The 19,465-nt window shown below is 69.9% G+C and carries 19 protein-coding genes; 2 read left to right on the top strand and 17 right to left on the bottom strand.

All coding sequences use genetic code 11. The annotated features are described in order from the left end of the window. Positions 1–3: 3 nt before the first annotated feature. The 13 genes from ACWDNU_RS21585 to ACWDNU_RS21525 all read right to left on the bottom strand — a co-directional run bounded on the left by ACWDNU_RS21585 (position 4) and on the right by ACWDNU_RS21525 (position 13,190). On the bottom strand, positions 4–723 hold the full coding sequence (locus ACWDNU_RS21585) for an SDR family oxidoreductase (protein ID WP_449670204.1): 720 nt from the start codon (positions 721–723) through the stop codon (positions 4–6). Further along, positions 720–1,814 (bottom strand): DUF917 domain-containing protein, encoded by a 1,095-nt coding sequence (locus ACWDNU_RS21580; protein WP_449670203.1) that lies wholly within the window; start codon positions 1,812–1,814, stop codon positions 720–722. The genes ACWDNU_RS21585 and ACWDNU_RS21580 overlap by 4 nt, the downstream gene beginning before the upstream one ends. Continuing rightward, positions 1,811–2,881: a DUF917 domain-containing protein gene (locus ACWDNU_RS21575; RefSeq protein ID WP_449670202.1), complete on the bottom strand. Its 1,071-nt coding sequence runs from the start codon at positions 2,879–2,881 to the stop codon at positions 1,811–1,813. Before ACWDNU_RS21575 ends, ACWDNU_RS21580 begins: the two co-directional genes overlap by 4 nt. Before the next feature lie 3 nt (positions 2,882–2,884). After that, positions 2,885–4,435: a hydantoinase/oxoprolinase N-terminal domain-containing protein gene (locus ACWDNU_RS21570; RefSeq protein ID WP_449670201.1), complete on the bottom strand. Its 1,551-nt coding sequence runs from the start codon at positions 4,433–4,435 to the stop codon at positions 2,885–2,887. A gap of 27 nt (positions 4,436–4,462) precedes the next feature. Further along, positions 4,463–5,788, bottom strand: a complete 1,326-nt coding sequence (locus ACWDNU_RS21565; RefSeq protein ID WP_449670200.1) for a purine-cytosine permease family protein — start codon at positions 5,786–5,788, stop codon at positions 4,463–4,465. Between the two features lie 113 nt (positions 5,789–5,901). Beyond that, positions 5,902–6,270 (bottom strand): fluoride efflux transporter CrcB, encoded by a 369-nt coding sequence (gene crcB / locus ACWDNU_RS21560; RefSeq protein WP_344277316.1) that lies wholly within the window; start codon positions 6,268–6,270, stop codon positions 5,902–5,904. After that, positions 6,267–6,737, bottom strand: a complete 471-nt coding sequence (locus ACWDNU_RS21555; RefSeq protein WP_344277319.1) for a fluoride efflux transporter FluC — start codon at positions 6,735–6,737, stop codon at positions 6,267–6,269. The genes crcB and ACWDNU_RS21555 overlap by 4 nt, the downstream gene beginning before the upstream one ends. 129 nt (positions 6,738–6,866) lie before the next feature. After that, positions 6,867–7,529 (bottom strand): enoyl-CoA hydratase/isomerase family protein, encoded by a 663-nt coding sequence (locus ACWDNU_RS21550; RefSeq protein WP_449670199.1) that lies wholly within the window; start codon positions 7,527–7,529, stop codon positions 6,867–6,869. A 1-nt stretch (position 7,530) separates the two neighbouring features. Beyond that, positions 7,531–8,145: a TetR/AcrR family transcriptional regulator gene (locus ACWDNU_RS21545; protein ID WP_449670198.1), complete on the bottom strand. Its 615-nt coding sequence runs from the start codon at positions 8,143–8,145 to the stop codon at positions 7,531–7,533. A gap of 739 nt (positions 8,146–8,884) precedes the next feature. Further along, a complete protein-coding gene (locus tag ACWDNU_RS21540; protein ID WP_370936422.1) occupies positions 8,885–9,169 on the bottom strand; it encodes an isoamylase early set domain-containing protein in 285 nt (94 codons plus the stop codon). Between the two features lie 104 nt (positions 9,170–9,273). Next, a complete protein-coding gene (locus ACWDNU_RS21535) occupies positions 9,274–10,578 on the bottom strand; it encodes an alginate lyase family protein (RefSeq protein WP_449670197.1) in 1,305 nt (434 codons plus the stop codon). 87 nt (positions 10,579–10,665) lie between these two features. Then, positions 10,666–11,490: a fumarylacetoacetate hydrolase family protein gene (locus tag ACWDNU_RS21530; protein WP_449670196.1), complete on the bottom strand. Its 825-nt coding sequence runs from the start codon at positions 11,488–11,490 to the stop codon at positions 10,666–10,668. Next, positions 11,490–13,190 (bottom strand): IlvD/Edd family dehydratase, encoded by a 1,701-nt coding sequence (locus ACWDNU_RS21525; protein WP_449670195.1) that lies wholly within the window; start codon positions 13,188–13,190, stop codon positions 11,490–11,492. The genes ACWDNU_RS21530 and ACWDNU_RS21525 overlap by 1 nt, the downstream gene beginning before the upstream one ends. Before the next feature lie 148 nt (positions 13,191–13,338). Between ACWDNU_RS21525 and ACWDNU_RS21520 the strand changes: the two genes are divergently transcribed. Further along, positions 13,339–13,614 (top strand): YggT family protein, encoded by a 276-nt coding sequence (locus ACWDNU_RS21520; protein ID WP_354749448.1) that lies wholly within the window; start codon positions 13,339–13,341, stop codon positions 13,612–13,614. 555 nt (positions 13,615–14,169) lie between these two features. On the opposite strand, the gene ACWDNU_RS21515 is transcribed toward ACWDNU_RS21520, so the two are convergent. The 4 genes from ACWDNU_RS21515 to ACWDNU_RS21500 all read right to left on the bottom strand — a co-directional run bounded on the left by ACWDNU_RS21515 (position 14,170) and on the right by ACWDNU_RS21500 (position 18,543). Then, on the bottom strand, positions 14,170–14,871 hold the full coding sequence (locus ACWDNU_RS21515) for a hypothetical protein (protein WP_449670194.1): 702 nt from the start codon (positions 14,869–14,871) through the stop codon (positions 14,170–14,172). Between the two features lie 211 nt (positions 14,872–15,082). Beyond that, positions 15,083–16,216, bottom strand: a complete 1,134-nt coding sequence (locus ACWDNU_RS21510) for an acyltransferase family protein (protein ID WP_449670193.1) — start codon at positions 16,214–16,216, stop codon at positions 15,083–15,085. 1,178 nt (positions 16,217–17,394) lie between these two features. Further along, the gene (locus tag ACWDNU_RS21505) at positions 17,395–17,955 is read right to left on the bottom strand and encodes an isochorismatase family protein (RefSeq protein ID WP_449670191.1); all 561 of its coding nucleotides are present in this window, start codon (positions 17,953–17,955) and stop codon (positions 17,395–17,397) included. Positions 17,956–18,018: 63 nt separating this feature from the next. Further along, positions 18,019–18,543 carry a MarR family winged helix-turn-helix transcriptional regulator gene (locus ACWDNU_RS21500; RefSeq protein WP_449670229.1) on the bottom strand — a complete coding sequence of 175 codons (525 nt, stop codon included), beginning with the start codon at positions 18,541–18,543 and terminating at the stop codon, positions 18,019–18,021. A 79-nt stretch (positions 18,544–18,622) separates the two neighbouring features. Between ACWDNU_RS21500 and ACWDNU_RS21495 the strand changes: the two genes are divergently transcribed. Then, the gene (locus tag ACWDNU_RS21495) at positions 18,623–19,444 is read left to right on the top strand and encodes an oxidoreductase (protein WP_449670190.1); all 822 of its coding nucleotides are present in this window, start codon (positions 18,623–18,625) and stop codon (positions 19,442–19,444) included. Positions 19,445–19,465: the final 21 nt, after the last annotated feature.

The raw sequence follows: 19,465 nt of genomic DNA, 5'->3' as shown, positions 1-19,465 counted from the left end.
GTATCAGCGCAAGCTGTACCCGCCGTCCGGATACAGCGTCGAGCCGGTGGTGTAAGTGCTGGTGAACAGGTACAGCACGGCATCGGCCACTTCGGACTCCCGGCCCACGCGGTGCAGCAGCGTGTCCGCGCGGTACTGCGCGAAGCTCGATTCCCGCGCGGCGGCCGGACGCCCGGCCCACAGGTTCCCGTCGATCGTGCCCGGCGACACGACATTCACCCGTACCGGTGCCAACTCCACCGCGAGCCCGCGTCCGAGACCCTCGATCGCCGCGTTGCACGCCACGTACGCCGGTGCCGCGGCAGGCGGGCGCACGCTCGCAACGCCGGACATCAGCACTACCGAAGCGTCCGGCGACAGCTTCGGCGCGGCATGCTTCACCGCGTGGTATTGGCCCCAGAACTTCGTGACGAACGGGCTTTCCGCCTCCTCGTCGCTGAGGTCGCGCATCGGGCCGACGGTGTAGGAGGCGGCGGGCGTGAACAGGTGGTCGACCCGGTCCAGCGCGCCGAAGAACTCGGCCAGCGACGCCTGGTCGGTGGTGTCCACGGCCTGCCAGGTCGCGGTCGGGCCCAGTTCCGCCGCTGCTGCCCGCAGTTTGTCGCCGGACCGGCCGCCGAGGTGGACGAGCGCGCCCGCCGCCGTCGCGCGCCGGGCGACCTCCAGCCCGATCCCGGAACCGCCGCCGAGCACCACGACCGCCCGGCCGTCGAGCGAACTCACGAAGCCACCTCCACGGGTACGAAATCGTGCGACAGCCCGAAGGCCGCCGGGCCGAACGTGGCCAACGCTTCCGGGGTGCGCATGAGCGGCGGCGTCGAGATCCCGACCACGGTGACGCGCTGGCCGTAGCGCAGCGTCTCGGTGGTGATCGGCTCGGCGGATTCCGCCTCCAGCACACAGATCAGGTCAGGGACGAGGCAACGGACGTCGCCGTCGACGAGCGCCACCAGGTTTTCGTTCTGGAAAAGGATTTCCAGCTTGTGGTCGCCCTCGAAGGACACGACGGCGGCGCGACCGCGGGCGAATCCTTCTTCGGTGCGACGTTCCACATCGGACACTTTGCCGCGGAACAACACGCGCAGATGCGAGTACAACGTGTCGCTGAGCGCGGTCGCCAATGCCGCGATCGGATCGGCATTCTCTTCGCGGGCAAGGCGAATCGCTCGTCCGACGCTCAGCGCGAGCGACAGTGTCCGCGGCACGGCCGTGCGTTTCACGTCCGCGCCGCTCATCGAGTACTCGGCGATGTGCGCGACGCCGCCGAGCCGGATCGTGATCCCGCGCGCGAGCCATTCCATCCGCCGGTTGTCCGCGCCGGTGTCGATCACCGTGGTTTCACCGCGTTCTCCGGCGATGCCCATCGGCGAACCGGAGACACCGTACACGCCGAACGTCTCCATCTGCAGTTCCGGGAATGCCCGGCCCATGCCGTCGGCGTCCACCACCGGCAGGCCGAGCCGCGCGCCGACGACCAGCGGGATCATCGAGTTGATCCCGCCGCATTCGATCGGCATCGTCGCGTCGGCCTTCGCGCCGAGGCGTTTTTCCAGCGCCCGCAAGGCAAGTTCGGGCTCGGCGCCGTTCGGGAGCTTCTCGTGCACGACGGTCGGCGCGCCCATTTGCGCGGTCGGGACGACGAGTGCGTCGTCGTCCAGGTCTTGCGGGTCTAGCACGGTGACGGGTCCGTGCTCGCGGATCGCCTCGCGCACCAGCAGCCGCCCGACATACGGGTCGCCGCCGCCACCGGTGCCGAGGACAGCCGCGCCGCGGGCGAGGTCTTCGAGGTGGTCTTCGGTCAGCGTCCAGCTCATCCGGCGACCCCGATCGGGTCCAGGTCGTAGCCGAAGTACCGCGGACCGGCCAGCGCGATGCCTTCCGGCGTGTGCCAGCGCGGATCCGCCGGGGCCGCGATGACCGTCACCCGCTGGCCGTAGCGCAGGCCCTCGGTGGTGACGGCCTCGCCGGACTCGCGGTCGAGCGTGCAGATGAGGTCCGGCACCGAAGCACGCACCTCACCGTCCACTTCGGCCACCAGGTGCTCGTTCTGGAAGCGCAGCAACATTTCCGTCCCGGTGTCACCGTCCATTCCGGACAGCCGGGCCTCGCCTCGGGCGAACCCGGTGACGGTGCGGCGGGCGACGTCGACGACCTTGCCGCTGAACAGCGTCCGGCCGCGCAGCCGCGCCACGACGCGGTCCACCGGGTTCTCGTGTGCCTCGCGCGCCTGCCGAACCAGCGCGCCGAGTTCCGCGCAGAGCGTCAGCGTGCCGGGCACCATCGACTCCCGGGCCTGCGCGCCGGACATCGCGTAGTTGCTGATCATCGCCGAGCAGCCCATGTCGATGGTCGCCGACCGGGCCAGCCGCTCCGCCCAGTGATTGTCCACAGTGTCCAGTACGCCGCGGTTGCCCTTCTCGTCCGCAATGGACATCGGGGTCGCGCGGATTCCGTACAGGGTCGGCAAAACCATCTGCAGTTCCGGGAACGCGCGGCCCATGCCGTCCGCGTCCACCAAGGGCAGGCCGAGCTGCGCCGCCGCGACGACGGGGATCAGCGAGTTCACGCCGCCCGCTTCGGCGCAGGCGATGTGCGTGAGTTCCTTGCCCAGGTAGGTGGCCAGCGTCCGGGCGGCGAGCCCGACCTGCTCGGCGGACGGCAGTTTCTCCACCATCACGGTCGGCGCGCCCATCATCGCGACCGGCAGCACCACCGCGTCGTCGTCCAGTTCGGACAGTGCCACCAGCGGGACCGAACCGTGCTCGCGGACCGCGGAATGCGCCAGCAGCCGGCCGATGTACGGGTCTCCCCCGCCGCCGGTGCCGAGGATCGCGGCGCCGCGCGCGATGTCGTCCAGGTCCTTCTCGGTGATCTCAGCCATCGTTCACGCCCCCAGCTGCAGGTCGCCGACCGCCTTGACCCGGATCCGGGTGGCGTTGCCGGGCAGGTACGGGATCGGCACCTCGTCGAAGTCGACGATGCCGACGGACGCCGGGCTCGCCCCGGCCGCCACCGCGCGGTCGACCGCTTCCTGCTTCGCCTCGTCCACCACGGCCTCGCGACGGCCGGGCTCGATCACGTACACCCGGTCGACCTCGCCGCCGATCTGCGCGATGGCCGCGCCGATCGCGTTGGCCACCGCGTAGTGGTCCGGCCGGCGCACCTCGCCGGAACCGGCCAGTTCGTCCGGCAGCAGCACCGAACCGCCGCCGACGGCGACCACCGGGAGCGGCTCGGACGACGTGCGCATCCGGTCCACGACGTCGGAAACGTCCGCCGCGATGCGGTCCAGCGCAGCCTTCACGAAATCCCGATCGAGGTGCGCGACCAGCGACGGGTCGCCGATCTCGGCCCGCCCGGCCGCGACCGCGATGTCCGTGGCGGTCAAGGTGTCTCCGCCGAACACGAGCGCCTTCGAGGTCAGCTCGTAGCCGACGGAATCCGGTCCGACGGTTACGCCGGACGCGTCGCCGCGCACCCGGCTGCCGCCGCCGATGCCGATCGACAGGACGTCCGGCATCCGGAAGTTCGTGCGGATCCCGGCCACGCTCACGTCCGTGGTCGCCTCGCGCGGGAAACCCTGGCGCAGCACGCCGACGTCGCTGGTGGTGCCGCCGACGTCGACCACCGCGCAAGTGTCCAAACCGGACAGCACCGCCGCTCCGCGCATCGAGTTGGTCGGACCGGACGCGAAGGTCGCCACCGGGTAACGGCGAGCGAAATCGACGTCCATCAGCGTGCCGTCGTTCTGGCTCAGGTACAGCGGAGCGGTGATGCCCGCGCCGGTGACCGACGCGGCCAGACCGTCCACAATGTGCGCTGCCAGCTCGCGCAGCGCCGCGTTGATGACGGTCGCGTTTTCCCGCTCCAGCAGGCCGATCCGGCCGATTTCGTGGGACAGCGAGATCGCGACGTCCGGCAGCTGCGAAGCGATGATCTCCGCCGCCCGCGCCTCGAACTCCGCGTTCACCGGCGAGAACACCGACGTGATCGCGACGCTGCGAACCCCGGCGGAGCCCATGTCGTCGGCGGCCTTGCGCAGTTCGCTCTCGTCCAGTTCGGCGATGTGCCGTCCGTCGAACTCGTGGCCGCCGTGCACCAGGTAGCTGCGCCCGGACACCGCGTCGACCAGCCGCTGCGGCCAGTCCACCATCGGCGGCAGCGACGCGCCGGCGGGCAGGCTGAGCCGCACCGCCGCGGTCGGGGCCAGCCGGTGCGCCTCGACGAGCGCGTTGATGAAGTGCGTGGTGCCGATCATGACCGCCCGCACGGCGGCCGGGTCGAACGCGCGCTGCCGCTGCAGCCCGTCGATCGCGGCGACGATGCCCGAGGTGACGTCCTCGGTGGTGCTGGTCTTGATCGAGGCGAGCACCTCGCGGCCGTCCAGCAGGACCGCGTCGGTGTTGGTGCCGCCGACGTCGATGCCGATGCGCACGGAGATATCTCCTTCCAGGTAACGGAATCAGGCGGCCGGGGCGGGTTCGGCGTCCGCGGTGGCACTCCTGCCGACCCCGCGGACCAGGCCGAGCTTCCCGGCGGCCACGTACAGAACGAAAGCGACGACGAGCGAGTTGATGCTGGGCAGGCCCCAGTCCACGAACTCGCCGAAGAGCGCGGCGGCGATCCAGACGACGATCGTCGCGGGCACCCACAGCGGAGCGTCGGTGGGCACCGCGCCGCGGGCCCGCGCCTCCTCCAGGACGCCGCGCCACTGCTTCACCACGAAGTACTCGGCCACCATGATCCCGGCGACGGGCGGGAACGCGACCCCGAGCACGGTCAGGAAATCGGTGAACTTCGACAGGATCCCGGCCGCGGCGAGCACGCTGCCCACCACACCGAGCACGGCGGTGACCAGGCCGCGGTGCGCCCGTTTCCCGGACACCGTGCCGATGAAGTTCACGACGCCGAGCCCGGACGAGTACAGGTTCCAGTCGTTGATCTTCATCGTCCCCGCGATGACGATCAGCAGCCCGACCCAGCCGACCGACGACGTCACGATCGTGGTGATCTGCGCCGTACCGACCGCGTGCGCGAGCAGCACCCCGGCCAGGCCGATCACGTACTCGCCGAGCGTGACGCCGACGAGCGTCTGCTTCACGACGTCGCCGGTGGTGCGGTTGAAGCGGGTCATGTCCGGCGTGATCACCGCGCCGACGATGAACCCGCCCGCGACCAGCGTCGTGCCCTGCAGCAGGCTCAGGTGCGGGCCGGGCGGCGCGGACGCGACGAGCGCGCCGAGGTCGTGCCGGGTCAGTTCGGAGACCACCGACCAGCCGACCAGGATCAGGAACGCGGGCACCATCAGGTACGCCGTCCACGCCATCGAGTGGAAGCCGCGGACCACGATCGCGGTGACCACCAGGCCGAACACGAGCGCCCAGCCCCATTCCGGCAGGCCGCCGACCAGCGCGGCGAGGCCCTGCGCGGACACCGCGGACTGGATGCCGAACCAGCCGATCAGGCTGATCCCGATGGCCAGCCCGATGAGCGCGGAGCCGCCGCGGCCGAAGCCGGTCCAGCGCGCGATCATCGAGGTGGTCAGGCCCTCGCGGACGCCGATCACGCCGACGAGGATCGTGATCAGTTCGAGGATGACCGAGCCGAGTGTGAACGCCAGCACGGCGTTCCCGAAACTCATCCCGAAGCCGATCGTGGCGCCGAGCAGGAACTGCGACAGCGCGGAAACCTGGCCGAACCGCTGCACAGCGACCGACCACCACGAGTAACGGGCGGAATCGGGCACCCTGGTCAGCGCGTAATCGTCGACACCGACAGCCGAGGCCATGGCGACCTCCTCATCCTGGAGGGGAACGGTTCCCAGCACCGTAAGCAGCAGCTCCAGCGAGGTCACCGTGCGATCCGCACAGTCCGGCCAGCCTGGCTGTGCAGATCGCATTCCTACCCGACCAAGGCGTGGACAGCCTCGTACGAGAACGCCGCCGCGCCGACCCCCGCCGCGATGCTGACGACGACGTTGGCCGCGGCGGCGAAGTACGACTGGCGCTCGACCAGCCGGACGGTTTCGTAGCTGAAGGTGCTGTAGGTCGTCAGTGCGCCGCAGAATCCGGTGCCGAGCAGCGAGTAGACCGCCGCGGGCAGCGCGGTCCCGGCGCCGGCGAGGCCGCCGAGCAGGACGCAGCCGACGAGATTGACGGTGAACGTCCCCCACGGGAACAGGCTCTGGTGCCGGGACTGGACGGCCCGGTCGGTCAGGTACCGCATCGGCGCTCCGACCGCGGCGCCGAGGAAAACGAGGAGGACGGTCATCGGACAGCCACCTCCGCCGGGACGAGTTTGCGGGTGATCGCGTGTCCCAGCAGGACGGCGAGCAGCGCGGCGGCGAGCGTTCCGCCGAGGTAGCCGAAGGCGAGCGGCACGGTGTCCGGTTGGAGCAGGTTGCGCGCTTCGACCGCGTAGGTGGAGAACGTGGTGAAGCCGCCGAGGATGCCGACGCCGAGGAACGGCCGCACCAGCCGATGCGCCGACCACGTCTCGGTGACCAGCACCATCAGCACGCCGATGAGGAAACAGCCGGCGACGTTCGTCCAGAACGTCGCCCACGGGAAGCCGCCGGTCGCGGCGGGAAGGGCCTGCGCGAGGCCGTAGCGGGCCAGCGCGCCGAGCCCGCCGCCGAGCGCGATCACGCCGAGCACCGACACGTGGTGCCGGACGAGTTCGCGTTGCTGCACTGGATCCCGGAGATCGACGTCAGGGTCGAGAGGTTCTTCAGGCACAGTCTTCTCCTACTCCACGGACACACGGTTCGCCGTTCGAGTAGGGACTGTTGGCGGTCTCGACCGCGGTTGTCCGGGAGATTCCCGGAGCGGCGAGCCCCACCGCCGCACGTACGCGAGCCTACCTGATCAGTTTCCCGCCTCCCGCAACGCGGTCAGCGCCGGACCGAACATAGTGGACTTGATCGCGGCGAGCGTGCCGCGGTCCTTGCCCGCCAGCGGCGCGACCCGTTCGATTGCTGCGGCCCGCAGATCTTCCAGCGCGGCGGTCTCGTCGACCAGGCCGAGCGCTTTCGCTTGCGGACCGCCGAAGCGGCTCCCCGTGGTCATCGACGCGATGGCGGCGGCCGGGGTGAGCTTCCCCTGGACGAGCGCGGCCATACCTGGGGTGAACGGGAGGTTGATGTCGGCTTCGGGGAAGCAGAAGTAGCCGCGGTCCTCGCGCATGAGGCGGAAATCGTGGGCCATCGCGAGCATCGCGCCGCCGCCGAAGGCGTGCCCGTTGACCGCGGCGATTGTCGGGACCGGCAGCGCGAGCACGCGGGCGAAGAGCTCGTGGATGCTGGTGACGTATTTGCCGGCGTCGTCGGGGTGGCTGGTGAGCCACTCGAGGTCGAGGCCGTTGGAGTAGTACTTGCCGCTGCCGATGGTGACGAGCGCGGCGGGTTCCTTGCCCGCGGTGACGGTGTCGAGGTGAGTGTGGACTTCTTCCAGCCACGTTGGGGCGAAACGGTTTTCGTCCGCGCCGAAGTCGAGGACGTGGACGGCGCCGGTGGTGGCGAGAGTGGGCATTTCAGTCCTTTCTGGACTTTTTCGGTGGTTCCAGGGCGAGGATCGCGCGGACGGCCGCGGCCAGCCGTTCCCGGCTCTCCCTGCTGGCGGGACCGGTGGCGAGTTCGCGACGGAGCAGAGCGGTCGGGAGGTCGACTACGCAGGCGGTGACGACCTCGACGGCCTGGCCGTCGCCTCGGTCCCAGAGCTGGCGAGCGAGGCGGACGAGGAGGCGGACCAGGCGTTTGTCCAAGGCGTGCAAGGCTTCCGCGAGTTCTTCGGGAAGTTGCGGGCCCAGGACGCGCTTTGCCGGGACGGCGATCATCATGCGCGCGGCGTCCGGGCGGGCGTCGGCGACTACGGCGGAGGTGTCGGCCGCCGCGACTACCGCTTCGACCGGGTCGCCGGCTTCGTCGACCAGCCGCTCTTGTTCGTCGAGGAAGAAAGTGGCCGCGCGCAGCCAGGTGCGGCCGATCAGGGCGGGGAGATTGGTGAAGGAGTGGTAGATCGTGCTGTTCGGGACGCCCGCTTCTTGCGCCAGCCGCCGGACGGTGAGCGCTTCGGGGCCGGTGTCGGCGATGAGGCGCTCGGCGACGTCGAGGATCAGCTCGGGGTCGTGGATCCGGGGGCGGGGCATGGGTTCGAGAATAAAGGAGCAGGTGCTCCAAAACTAGGGGGACGTGATGTGCGGCTCAGGGCTCGTGAGTGCCGGTGCCGGTGCCGGTGAGAACCGGGATTGTCGTGCACGAGACGCCGCGTTTCCGCTGGCACCGGCGAAATCCGCGCGGCGGTGCCAGCGGGTCCCGGGCGGCGGGGCGAGAGTGCTCGCGGGTCGTGCGGGCTTTCCGCGATCCGGACTGCGCCGCAGGGCCGGGCGGTTCCCCGAGTTGCGCCGGGCAGGGCTGATCGCCGGACGGGGCTGGGCCGACAGGGCCGGGCCGGGCTGGGCCAGTCCGGGCTGGGCTGGGCTGGACTAGGCCGAGCCGGGCCGGGCTTAGCCGGGCCGGGCTTAGCCGGGCCGGGCTTGGCCGGGCTTAGCCGGGCCGGGCTTGGCCGGGCTTAGCCGGGCTTAGCCGGGCCGGGCTTAGCCGCGCCGAGCTTGGCCGGGCCGGGCTCGGACGAGCTTGGCTGGGCTTGGCCGAGCTGGGGCTTGGCCGGGCTGGGGCGGGCAGGGCCGTTCGCCGGGCAGGGCCGGGCCACTGGATCGGACCGGGCTTGGCCGAGCTAGTCCTGGCCGGGACTTGGCCGGGCTGGGTCGGGCTAGGCCAGGCCGGGCTGGATCGCGGCTGGGGCAGGTCAGGCCAGGCCGAGCCGGGGCCGGGCTGGGTCGGGTCGCGGTCGCGGCAGGGTTGGCTCGCGGAACCGATGCGGTCCGGTCAGTCCGCGATGTACAGGCAATCCCGCCCGTCCCGGGCAGTAGCGTCCGGGTCGTCCAGCCAGCGGCCGCCGTCGGCCAGGTAGCGGAAGCGGAGCCGGGCGCCCGGCGGGACCTCCACGGCGGCCGAGCGCGTGCCGTTCGAGCGTTTGCGGAGTTCGTGGCGGCCGGGCTGCCAGTCGTTGAAGTCGCCGACCACGCTCACCGGGCCGGGCGGGGTGTCGAGCGGCAGCACGAACGTCACCCGCCGGGCCTGCGAGCCGGCGCTCCGGCTGGTCTTGATCACGGCGTTTCCCTTTCCCGTTCCGGCGAATCGGTCTTTCTGAATCGTTTCACGACCGCCGCCGGAAACCCGGACGCGACGAGTGCCGCGTCCGGGTGAAACCGGGGTCAGGTGGTGGACACGTCGTCCAACTGCTCGGCCGCCGGGCGGACCGGGAACAGGTCGCCGCCGGGCGGGGCCGGGATGCGGCCGACCGCGGCCCGGGCCTTCCAGTCGCCCGCGTCAGCGGCGGCGTGCACGCTGTCGAGGGCGGCGTACTGGATGAAGTGGATGTCCGGCAACGGCCATGGTGCGGCACCAGTCGCCGCGGGGAGCAGGTGGTCGACAGCGGCGAAAATACTGCCGCCATTGGGGTTCCGGTACGACCACAGGTCGACGCCCAGGTGCTTGCCCAGCTGCGCGAGGCGAGTCAGGGCGACCAGGTTGAACGTGTGGTAGTGGTACGTCCGGGTGCGGGTCGACTCCTCGGGCTGGCCGCCGTCCGCGGCGATCTGGTGGTCGATCCGGGCTTTGCCGGAGTCACGGACGATCCGGCGGGCGAGGTCGCGCTGCCCGACGTAGCTCGCGGTCGCCGCGGTGAGCAGGTCGTAGAACGTGCCGTGGTTGTTGGTCGCCTTTGCCTCGTCGGTGCCGTTCTTGCTGGTGCGCAACCACGTCAGGAAGTCCGACGACCAGCCGCGGAACGCTTTGCCGTCGGCCTTCGTCCAGCCGGGCGCGCCCGCCTCCAGGATCCGGGCGGCGTCGAGGACCTGGGTGAAGGTGTAGGAGAACTCGATGATGCCGATCCCCCGCCCGTCGGTCTTGCACGGGATGCCCTGCGCGAAGTTCAGGTTCGGGTTCATTTTCGTTGCCGCGTCGAGGAACCAGGTGCGCAGGTCGAGCGCGGCGCGCTGGGCGTACTCGGCCTTGCCGGTGTAGTACCAGGCGAGCGAAAGCTGGTAGATCGAGTTGAACGCGACGAGCCGCTCGGCCTTGTCCGGCACGTTCTTCATCTCGGGGTTGACCTGGCCGTCACGGTCGACGTACGGGCAGCCCTGCGGATTCTCCGGCGTTTTCGGCTGGCTGGGCCAGTAGTACGGGGCGAGGCTCAGGTAGTCGTGCTTGTCGCCGCTCGGCGGGACGCGCTCCTTGTCGACGACCGTCCACGGGCCCTTGGTCAGCGCGTCGTCGGCCTGCTTCAGCAGATTGGACAGGGATGTGCGCAGCGTCGGGTTCCCGGCCATCAGGCCGATTTTGTTGCCTGCCAGGTGCAGGCCGTCGAGCACCACAGTGTCCGGCACGCAGACGAACGAACACGACCGCGGCGCGGGCGCGGCGGTCGCCGCTCCGGCGGTGGTCGCGAGCAGCCCTGCGACCGTCGCGAGAACCGCCGCGAGACGACGCGGACGGGTAGACCGGAAAGGAGGCAGCACCGCAACTCCGTTCAAGAATATGAATACTCCACAGATATGTGAACTGAGATTGAATAGCCGAACGCGCGGGGCCGCGTCAAGGGGACGTCAGGCGGAGCGGCCGCGCCGGACCGGGTTCCGGAGGGTGCCGATGCCCTCGATCATGATGGTGACCTCGTCGTCTTCCTCGAGCGTGACGTCCGGGCCGGGGACGGCTGATGTACCGGTGGCCAGGACGGCGCCGCGCGGGAAAACGTCGCCGCGGTAGAGCCACGACACCAGATCCGGGATCCTGCGATGGAGCCGCGAGGTGGACGTCTCCCCCGCCCAACGCCGTGCTCCGGCGCGATGGATCTCCACAGTGATGCCGAGCGCGTACGGGTCCGGGATGTCTTGTGCGGGCACGATCCACGGCCCGGCCGCGCACGAGCCGCGGTACGTCTTGGCCTGCGGCAGGTACAGCGGGTTCTCGCCTTCGATGCTGCGCGAACTGACGTCGTTGACGATCGTGTAGCCGACGATCTCCGCGTTCGCGTTGCACACCAACGCTAATTCGGGTTCCGGAACGTCCCAAGTGGAATCATCCCGGACACCGATCGGCTCCCCCGGCCCGCGCACCCGATGTCCGACGCTCTTGAAGAACAGCTCCGGCCGCTCTGCCTCGTAGACCCGTGCGTAGACGTCGGCGTCGCCGCTCTCCTCCATCCGCGCCTCGCGCGACACCTCGTAGGTGACTCCGGCGGCCCACACTTCGGTGTCGTCGTCGACCGGCGCTCGCAGCTCGCCCGGTTCGCCTGGCGTCAACTCGACCGCCAGCGCTTCGGCGAAGTCTCCGGCGAGCAGTGAGCCGAGTGTGGTTCCGGGCGGGAGCGTGCCGGTGGATTCGCCGTCGGTGACCTGCCAGCCCGCGGCGGTCTTCACGAGGCGGCGCATCAGTGCGAGTCCCTCGGGACGGCGGAACCGCGGTTGCCGTGCAGGAAATCGAAGTCCGCGCCGAGATGGGCCTGGGTGACGTGCTCGCGGTAGAGCCAGGTGTAGCCGCTGCGGTACGGGCTTTCCGGCGGCGTCCACGCCGCGCGGCGGGCGGCGAGTTCGTCGTCGGGCACGTGCAGGGTCAGCTCGCGCGCCGGGGTGTCGAGCGTGATCCGGTCGCCGGTGCGGACGAGCGCGAGCGGGCCGCCGACCGCCGATTCCGGGCTCACGTGCAGCACGACCGTGCCGTAGCCGGTGCCGGACATCCGGCCGTCGCAGATCCGGACCACGTCGGTGACCCCCTGGTCGAGCAGCTTCTTCGGGACCGGGACGTTCGCCACCTCCGGCATGCCCGGGTAGCCCTTGGGGCCCGCGCCGCGGATCACGAGGATCGTGTCGGGGGTGACTGGCAGTTGTGGATCATCGGCGACGCGGTGGTAGTCCTCCGCGGTGTCGAAGACGAGCGCCGGGCCGGTGTGCGCGAGCAGTCCCGGAGACGCGGCGGATTGCTTGATCACCGCGCCTTCCGGGGCGAGATTCCCGGTGAGCACAGCGGTTCCGGTGCCCGGCGGCTGGAACGGCGCCTCGACCGTGGTGATGACCTCGTCGTTCCAGCATTCCGCGGTTTCCCGGGCCTTGCCGGTGACCGTGCGGACGTCGGCGCGGAGGAGCCCCGCTTCGGCGAGCCTGCTCAACACCACCGGAATGCCTCCTGCGTAACAGAAATCCTCCATGAGGAATTGCCCTGACGGCATCAGGTTCACCAACGTGGGGACTTCACGGCCCAGCTCGTCGAAGTCGCTCATCGCGAGCGGGACGCCGACGCGCCCGGCCAGCGCGAGCAGGTGCACGATCGCGTTGGTGGACCCGCCGATCGCCGCGTTGACCCGGATCGCGTTCTCGAACGCCGCGCGGGTCAGGATTTCCGACGGCCGCAGGTCTTCCTCCACCATCGCGACGATGCGCTGACCGGCTGATTGCGCGGTCTCGAAGCGGCGTGCGTCGACCGCGGGCCAGGTCGCCGAACCGGGCAGCTGCATGCCGAGCGCTTCGGCGAGACAGGCCATCGTCGAGGCGGTGCCCATGGTCATGCAGTGGCCGTTCGAGCGGGCCATGCAGCCTTCGGCGAAGAAGCACTCTTCCTCGGTCATCCGCCCGGTTTTGACTTCTTCCTCGAACTTCCAGACGTGCGTGCCCGAGCCGACGTCGCCGCCGCGGAACTTGCCGTTGAGCATCGGGCCGCCGGTGACCATCACCGCGGGCAAGTCGACGCTCGCCGCGCCCATCAGCATCGCCGGGGTCGTCTTGTCGCAGCCGGAGAGGAGGACGACGCCGTCGAGCGGGTTGGCGCGGATCAGCTCTTCGACCTCCATCGCCATCAGATTGCGGTAGAGCATCGCGGTCGGGCGCATGAGCGTCTCGCCGGTCGCCATCGTCGGGAACGCGAGCGGGAAGCCGCCGGCTTGCCAGACCCCGCGCTTGACCGCCTCGGCGACGCGGTCGAGATGAACGTTGCACGGGGCGAGTTCGGACGCGCTCACCGCGATCCCGATCACCGGCCGGCCGTCGAATACTTCCGGGCCGAAGCCCTGGGACCGCATCCAGGACCGATGGATCATCCCCGCCCGGCCGGACGCCCCGAACCACGCCGCACTGCGCACTCGCCGGCTCCCTTCGCTGGAGCCCTCCTCGATACCCGATCGGGGGGATTCTGGCAATCGACTGAGAATTCCGGTGAACCGGACACTTCGCGGGGGCGCCGGGCGTTGGAGGGGGTGAAAGATGTCGCCGGACAACGCGAGGTGTGCGATGAGCCTGATCGGGACCCTGGTCGGGTACGTCCTGACCGTGTTCATCGTGGTGCTGATAGTGCGGATGGTGCTGGACTGGACGCGTGTGGTCGCTACCGGACCCGCGTGGCTCGGGCAAGCGCGCCGGATCACCCACCGCGCTACCGAGCCGGTGATCGCCCCGGTGCGCCGGGTGCTGCCGCCGATTCGGGCTGGTGGGGTCGGTATTGACTTGGCGTTCACGGTGGTGTTCGTGGCGGCGTTGGTGGTGCGGTCTGTGGCGTTCGCGTTGTGAGGTGGGCGGGCTGGTTTTGATCAGTGCGGGCGCGTTGTGAGCCGAGCGGTCTCGTTCTGGGGCGCGCACCCGCGTCGCGTGCCGTGCGCTCGGGTTCTGCAGCGGGCGTTCGGGCTGCGAGGCGGGCGATCGCGTCGCGAGGAACGCAGCCGCCTTCTGCAGAACGCACTCACATCGTGAGCCGCGCGATCGCGTTGCAAGCCGTGCACTCGGGTTCCGAGGAGCGCGCTCGCGTCGTGAGCCGTGCGGTCACGCCGCGAGGCCGGGCTGAGGATTCCCGGGTCCGGCGGGGTGTCCACAGTGGAACGTCGCGGATACTGCTGTGGAAATCAGCAGCACCCGCGCCCAGCCGACCGGTTGCCGTCAGACAGGGTGAACGGCTCCGCGCCGAGCCCTCCACCCATCACTGCGAACTGAAACCCGCGGATGCGCTCGTACGCTGGGCGGGGTTCGTACCTGCTGGCGGATAGCGGTTGAAGTGGTAGTCGAATTGCCGTGTCACGCTGGTTGGAAGGGTTCCAGGGCGCGGCACCCGATCGCCTGGTAGCGGCTGGTTCAGCGGGAGTCGAGCCGGATTTCCCCGGCGCTGGAAGTGACCTCGATGCGGTGGGCGCCGGTCGGCCGGTCCGGGAGGGTGCCGCTTCGTTCGCCGACCGAGGTCTTCGCCGATACCGCGTAGTCCCTGCCCGGGACGGTGAGGGACACGGCGCCCACGTCGGTTCTGATGGTGGCGTCGGCCGCAGCGGTCAGGGTGATGTCCACTTCTCCGACGGAGGTCACGGCCTTGACCGGCCCGGCGGAGTCCTGGACGGCGACCCTGCCCGCGGACATCGTCAGGTCCAGCGAGCTGATCTTGCCCGCCTCGAATTCGCCTGCTCCCATTTTCCCGGTCACCGCTGCCCGGTCAGGCAGGGTGACGGTGTAGGAGACTACGCATTGGGTTCCGCAGGTTCCGTCGAGTTCGAGCGTCGGGCCGGCCAAGCGATGCCAGACGCCCTCCGGTTTCGCGCCCTGGTAACGGATCTCGCGCTCGACAGTGATCGAGTCGCGGGCACCGCCGGAACGCAGCCGGACGTATCCGGCGGGGCTGTCGATCTTGATCGCCGTCGGCGAACCGGTGAGCGTCGACGTGTCTTTCACGGTGTTGTGCCAAATCCCGACGGAGACGCCGTCACCTCCGTCCTGCTGCACGGGGAGCTGGCACGCCGAGACGCTCGCTGCCAGGACACCAGCCGCGACCAACCGACCACTTCGCACGTTTTCGTCCTCTTCTCTTCAAGACGGACTTTCACGCTATGGCCATGATCAGTTTTCGGGCATCAGGGATGACCCGGACATAGACCAGGGTTTTCTGCTGGACCGCCGAGGTCCCGGGCGTTCGTTGCGGCACTTGCAACGGGATGCGCGGGATCAGGCTGACCCGCGGGCAAACGCGGAGGGAAGGGCGCCGTCGATCGGGTGCTGAGTGTCAGGGCTTTCCGGCGGTGACCGGGGCCGGTTCGTCGTCGGAGCGGCGGCGGGCGGTCCAGGAGTCGTAGCCGCGCAGGAGGAAGCGGTGTGCGGGGCGTTCGACCAGGCGGGTGAGGGCCCAGCCGAGGAGGATGCCGGCGGTGATCATCCCGGCGGTTTGCAGCAGCGGGTCGAGGCCGAGGCCGGACAGCCAGTGCAGCACGAGGTAGCCGATGGCCTGGTGGATCAGGAAGACGCCGTAGGAGACGCCGGCGAACCAGGTGATCGCGCGCTGGGCGAACGGCGGGATGAAGCGGTTCCAGTCGGGACCGGCCGCGGCGAGGGAGATCACCGCGATGCCGATCGCGATGCCGATCGTCGAGCCCCATTCGATGTCGATTCCGGTGGGGGTGACGGTCGCGCCGTGCAGGGCGTGCGCGGTCACGCAGAGGACTTCCAGCAACGCGAACTCCGTCGTGGACACGCGTTTCGTCGTCCAGAGCCGGACCGCGATGCCCGCGACGAAGAGGTGCCAGCGGTGGAAGCCGAAGCCGTCGACGATGACGCGGTACCACTCGGGCGGGCCGGCGATGCGCAGCGGCCATTGCGCGAGCGGGACGAGCAGGGCAGCCCACATGACGACGCGGAACTTGCGGCCGTGGCCCCACCTGCTCCGGAAGAGCAGCGCGGCGACGGTGAACGCCATGAGCTGGAGGGGAATCGTCCAGTGGGAGCCGTCGAGGAAGGGGAACTCGGCGGGCTTCCAGTTCCAGAGCATCAGGAGGTTGCCGGCGAGGTCGCCGAACCGCGGACTGAACCAGCCGGGCGGCGAGAGGTACCGCAGGGCGAAGTAGATCACCACGACCGCGGCGAGGAACGGCGGCAGCAACCGCGCGATCCGGCCCCACCAGTAGCGCCCGAGCGACCCGCGCCCGATCGTGACGGCGGCGAAGTACGCGGAAATCACGAGCAGCAGGCTCGCCCCGATCTGATGCGGGAAGACGAACCGCCGCGGCCCCAGCTCGGGATGCACGACGACGCTCATGAACGTCGCGTGGTACAGCAGCACCAGCACGACGCACCCACCGCGCACGAGGTCCCAGCTGATCCGCCGGTTCCCCGAAGACACGCTCACCGGACGGAACGAGGACACGCGCGCCACGGTAACTGGTGGGGTTCGCGGGGCGGGGAGGGACCCTGGGGCGTGTTGGGCGGGGTATTTCCGGTACAGGGGCCCGGGTTCGCGGTCCAAGGGTGGGCGTGTTTCCGGGAAATCCGTGGTGGCAGAGGGGTTTCTGGCCCGGGGTCGCTCGTGGTTTGCGGGCGGCGAGGCTGTCGCTGTGCGGCGCGGGGTTCCGGTGAGTGAGAGGTTTTAGGTTGGGGGCAAGCGGGATTCACCCGTTGGATGTGACGGACAAATGATTGCTCGGTTTCCGTGAGCGGTGGTGATCGGGAGGCGGCGGGAAGTGATACGGGTCGCGGCTGAATCGGTCTTGCGGGTGGTCGCGTTGCGTGGGCCGCGGGGAGGCGGTATCGGGCGGATTGCCGGGCTTGGGCGCTTTGGGACCTCGGCCGCGAGTTGCGGACATCATCGGCCGGACGCCGCTGCGGGCGAGGCGCGGCCCGGCGAGCGGGTTCGCGGACGCCGTCAGCCAAGTCGCCAGTTCGCGGATCCCGGCGGGCTGGGCTTGACGACGCCCGCCCGGTCGATCGCCGCGCTCAGAGCGGTGCCGCGGCAGGTTCGGCTGGCCGGACCCGGTTGCGGCGGACCCGGGCCGACCGGCTCGACCGAGCCAACCCGGCTTTCGGCTGCCGGTCGAACCGCGCTGGCGGATTGCCCGGCCCGCCCGGCTCAGGTTCGGCGATGGGGAACCGACCGACCCGGCTTGTCGGGCCTGCTCCAGTTCCCGGCTTCCGGTCGCGCGCTCCGAGCTGCGACGGCCGCTTGCTCCGGGCTTGAAGGCGACCTCCTCCGTGACGCCTGTGCCCACGCTCCTGCCAGGAACAGCGCGGCGACAGCGTCACGCCCCAGCCTTGAAAGCGCCCCCTCCTCGGCGACCCCGCACGCCATCCAGCCGGAGACAGAGCAGAGACGACATCAGGCTGCCAGCTTGAAAACGACCTCCTCCGTGACAACCCTGCCCACGCTCTTGCCAGGAACAGAGCGACGACAGCACTGCGCCCCAGCCTTGAAAGCGCCCCCTCCTCGGCGACCCCGCACGCCACCCCGCCGGAGACAAAGCAGGGACGGCGTCAGGCTCCCGGCTTAAAGGCGACCCCCTCCGCGGCAACCGTGCCCACGTTCCTGCCAGGAACAGAGCGGCGACAGCATCACGCCCCAGTCTTGAAAACAACCTCCTCCGTGACGACCGTGCCCGCAGTACGGCCCGGAGCGGTCTGGTGGCCCCAGTACAGGTTCGTGTGCGCGATGACCTGCGCGGGCGACGGGGCTCCCCACTTGGTGAGGTCTTCTGTCGTGTGGGCATCGCTCACCAAGGTCGCGTCGTAGCCTCGGGCGAAGGCGCCGTGGAGGGTGGAGCGGATGCAGGCGTCCGTTTGGGCTCCGCTCACCACCAGGTGACCGACCTTCAGGTCAGCAAGGATTGATTCCAGGGTGGTGTCTTCGAAGGAGTCGCCATACGACTTCTCGACCAGCGGTTCGGCGGGCGAGGGCGTCAGCTCAGGGACCAGGCCCCATTCGGGGCTGCCCTTCTCCAGGCCCTCGCCGGAGTGCTGGACCCAGACGACAGGGACGTCAGCAGCCCGGGCTTTGTCCACCAGGGCGGCTACGTTCGCGACGACGGCGTCGCGCTCGTGGGAGTCTGCGACGACGCCGTTCTGTACGTCGACGACGAGCAGTGCGGTGTTCGGGCGGTCGTTGAGCGTGGTCATGGATCTTCCCTCCAGTCAGGTACCGCTCACGCTAGACCCGACCACCGACAAAAAACGGCGAAGTCACTCCGGACGGAGGGCATCGTGCGGGGAAGACGGGCCGAATTCGGTTTCGAAGCGGGTCAGGAGGCGGGACAGGAGGGCGTTCAGGTCGGACAGGTCGTCCGCGCCTAGGGCCGACGTGAACAGGGCCTGCTCACGGTCGGTGCGTTTCTTCGTGGCGGCGGCCCAGCGGGCGCGGCCTTTGCGGGTCAGGCGGACGGGGCGGCTGCGGCCGTCCGAAGCGGCGGCGACGCGTTCCACCAGGCCCGCTCGTTCCAGGCGGTCGATGCGGACGGTGACGGTTCCGGAGGTGACGCCCAGGCGGTCTCCCAGTTCCTTCGGCGTCAGCACCGCGGCACGGCCGGATCGGTGCAGAGCCGACAATGCTTGCCAATCCCCCGTGCTGAAGCCGTATTCCTCCGCCACGCCGCGCAGCACCTGTTCGAACTGCCGCGACAGCCTGCCGATTCGCTGCCGGGCCGCTTCGACCTGCTCCTCCACGCCGTCCGGCATCACGGCCAGCCATTCGGGCAGGCCTGCCTCCACTGAGTCCAACTGGACACTCCCTCGAAGCTCAAGGTAGTTTGGTTTGAGTATCAAGCTATCTGGTTCTGGGGAGGTTCGCATGTCCGGACGCGTCTGGTTCATCACGGGAGCGAGCAGCGGGTTCGGCCGCGTGCTCGCGGAAACCTTGCTGGCGCGCGGGGAAAAGGTCGTGGCGACAGCGCGCGACACAACGGCGCTCGACGGGTTGAAGACGTTCAAAGCCCGGCTGGACGTCACGGATCCGGCGTCGGTGGAAGCGGCGGTGAGCGCGGCGATCAGCGAGTACGGGCGGATCGACGTGCTGGTCAACAACGCCGGGCACGGGCTGGTGGGGGCGCTCGAGGAACTGACCGACGCGCAGGCGCGGCAGGTGCTCGAGACCAACGTGTTCGGCGTCCTGAACGTCACGCGCGCGGTGCTGCCGCATCTGCGGGCGCAGCGCAGCGGGCACATCGTGCAGTTGTCGTCGGTCGGCGGGGTGGTCGGGAATCCGGGGCACGCGCTCTACGCGACGTCGAAGTTCGCACTGGAAGGGATGTCCGAGGCGCTCGCCGGGGAGGTCGCGCCGCTCGGGATCCGGGTGAGCCTGGTGGAGCCGGGGCCGTTCCGGACGGACTTCGCCGGGCGGTCGATGGCGTTTTCCGAGCCCATCGACGACTATCGCGACACTCCGGCAGGCGTTATGCGCCAACGGTTTTCCGCACAGGACGGCGCGCAGCCGAATGATCCGGCGAAGGCTGCCGAGGCCATTCTTAAACTGGTCGACACGCCGGACGCGCCGCTGCGGCTGCCGCTCGGGCCCGAGGCGGTGAACCGGATCCGGGCGAAGCTGGAGCAGCAGCTCGCGGATCTGGCGGCGTGGGAGAAAGTTTCGCTGGACACGCGTTATCCGGACGACTGAACGAACTCAGCCGTCCGGACA

The organism is Amycolatopsis sp. NPDC003676 (genome assembly GCF_053587275.1).
The sequence above is the reverse complement of the archived record's forward strand: the minus strand, read 5'-3'. Positions and strand labels throughout refer to the sequence as shown.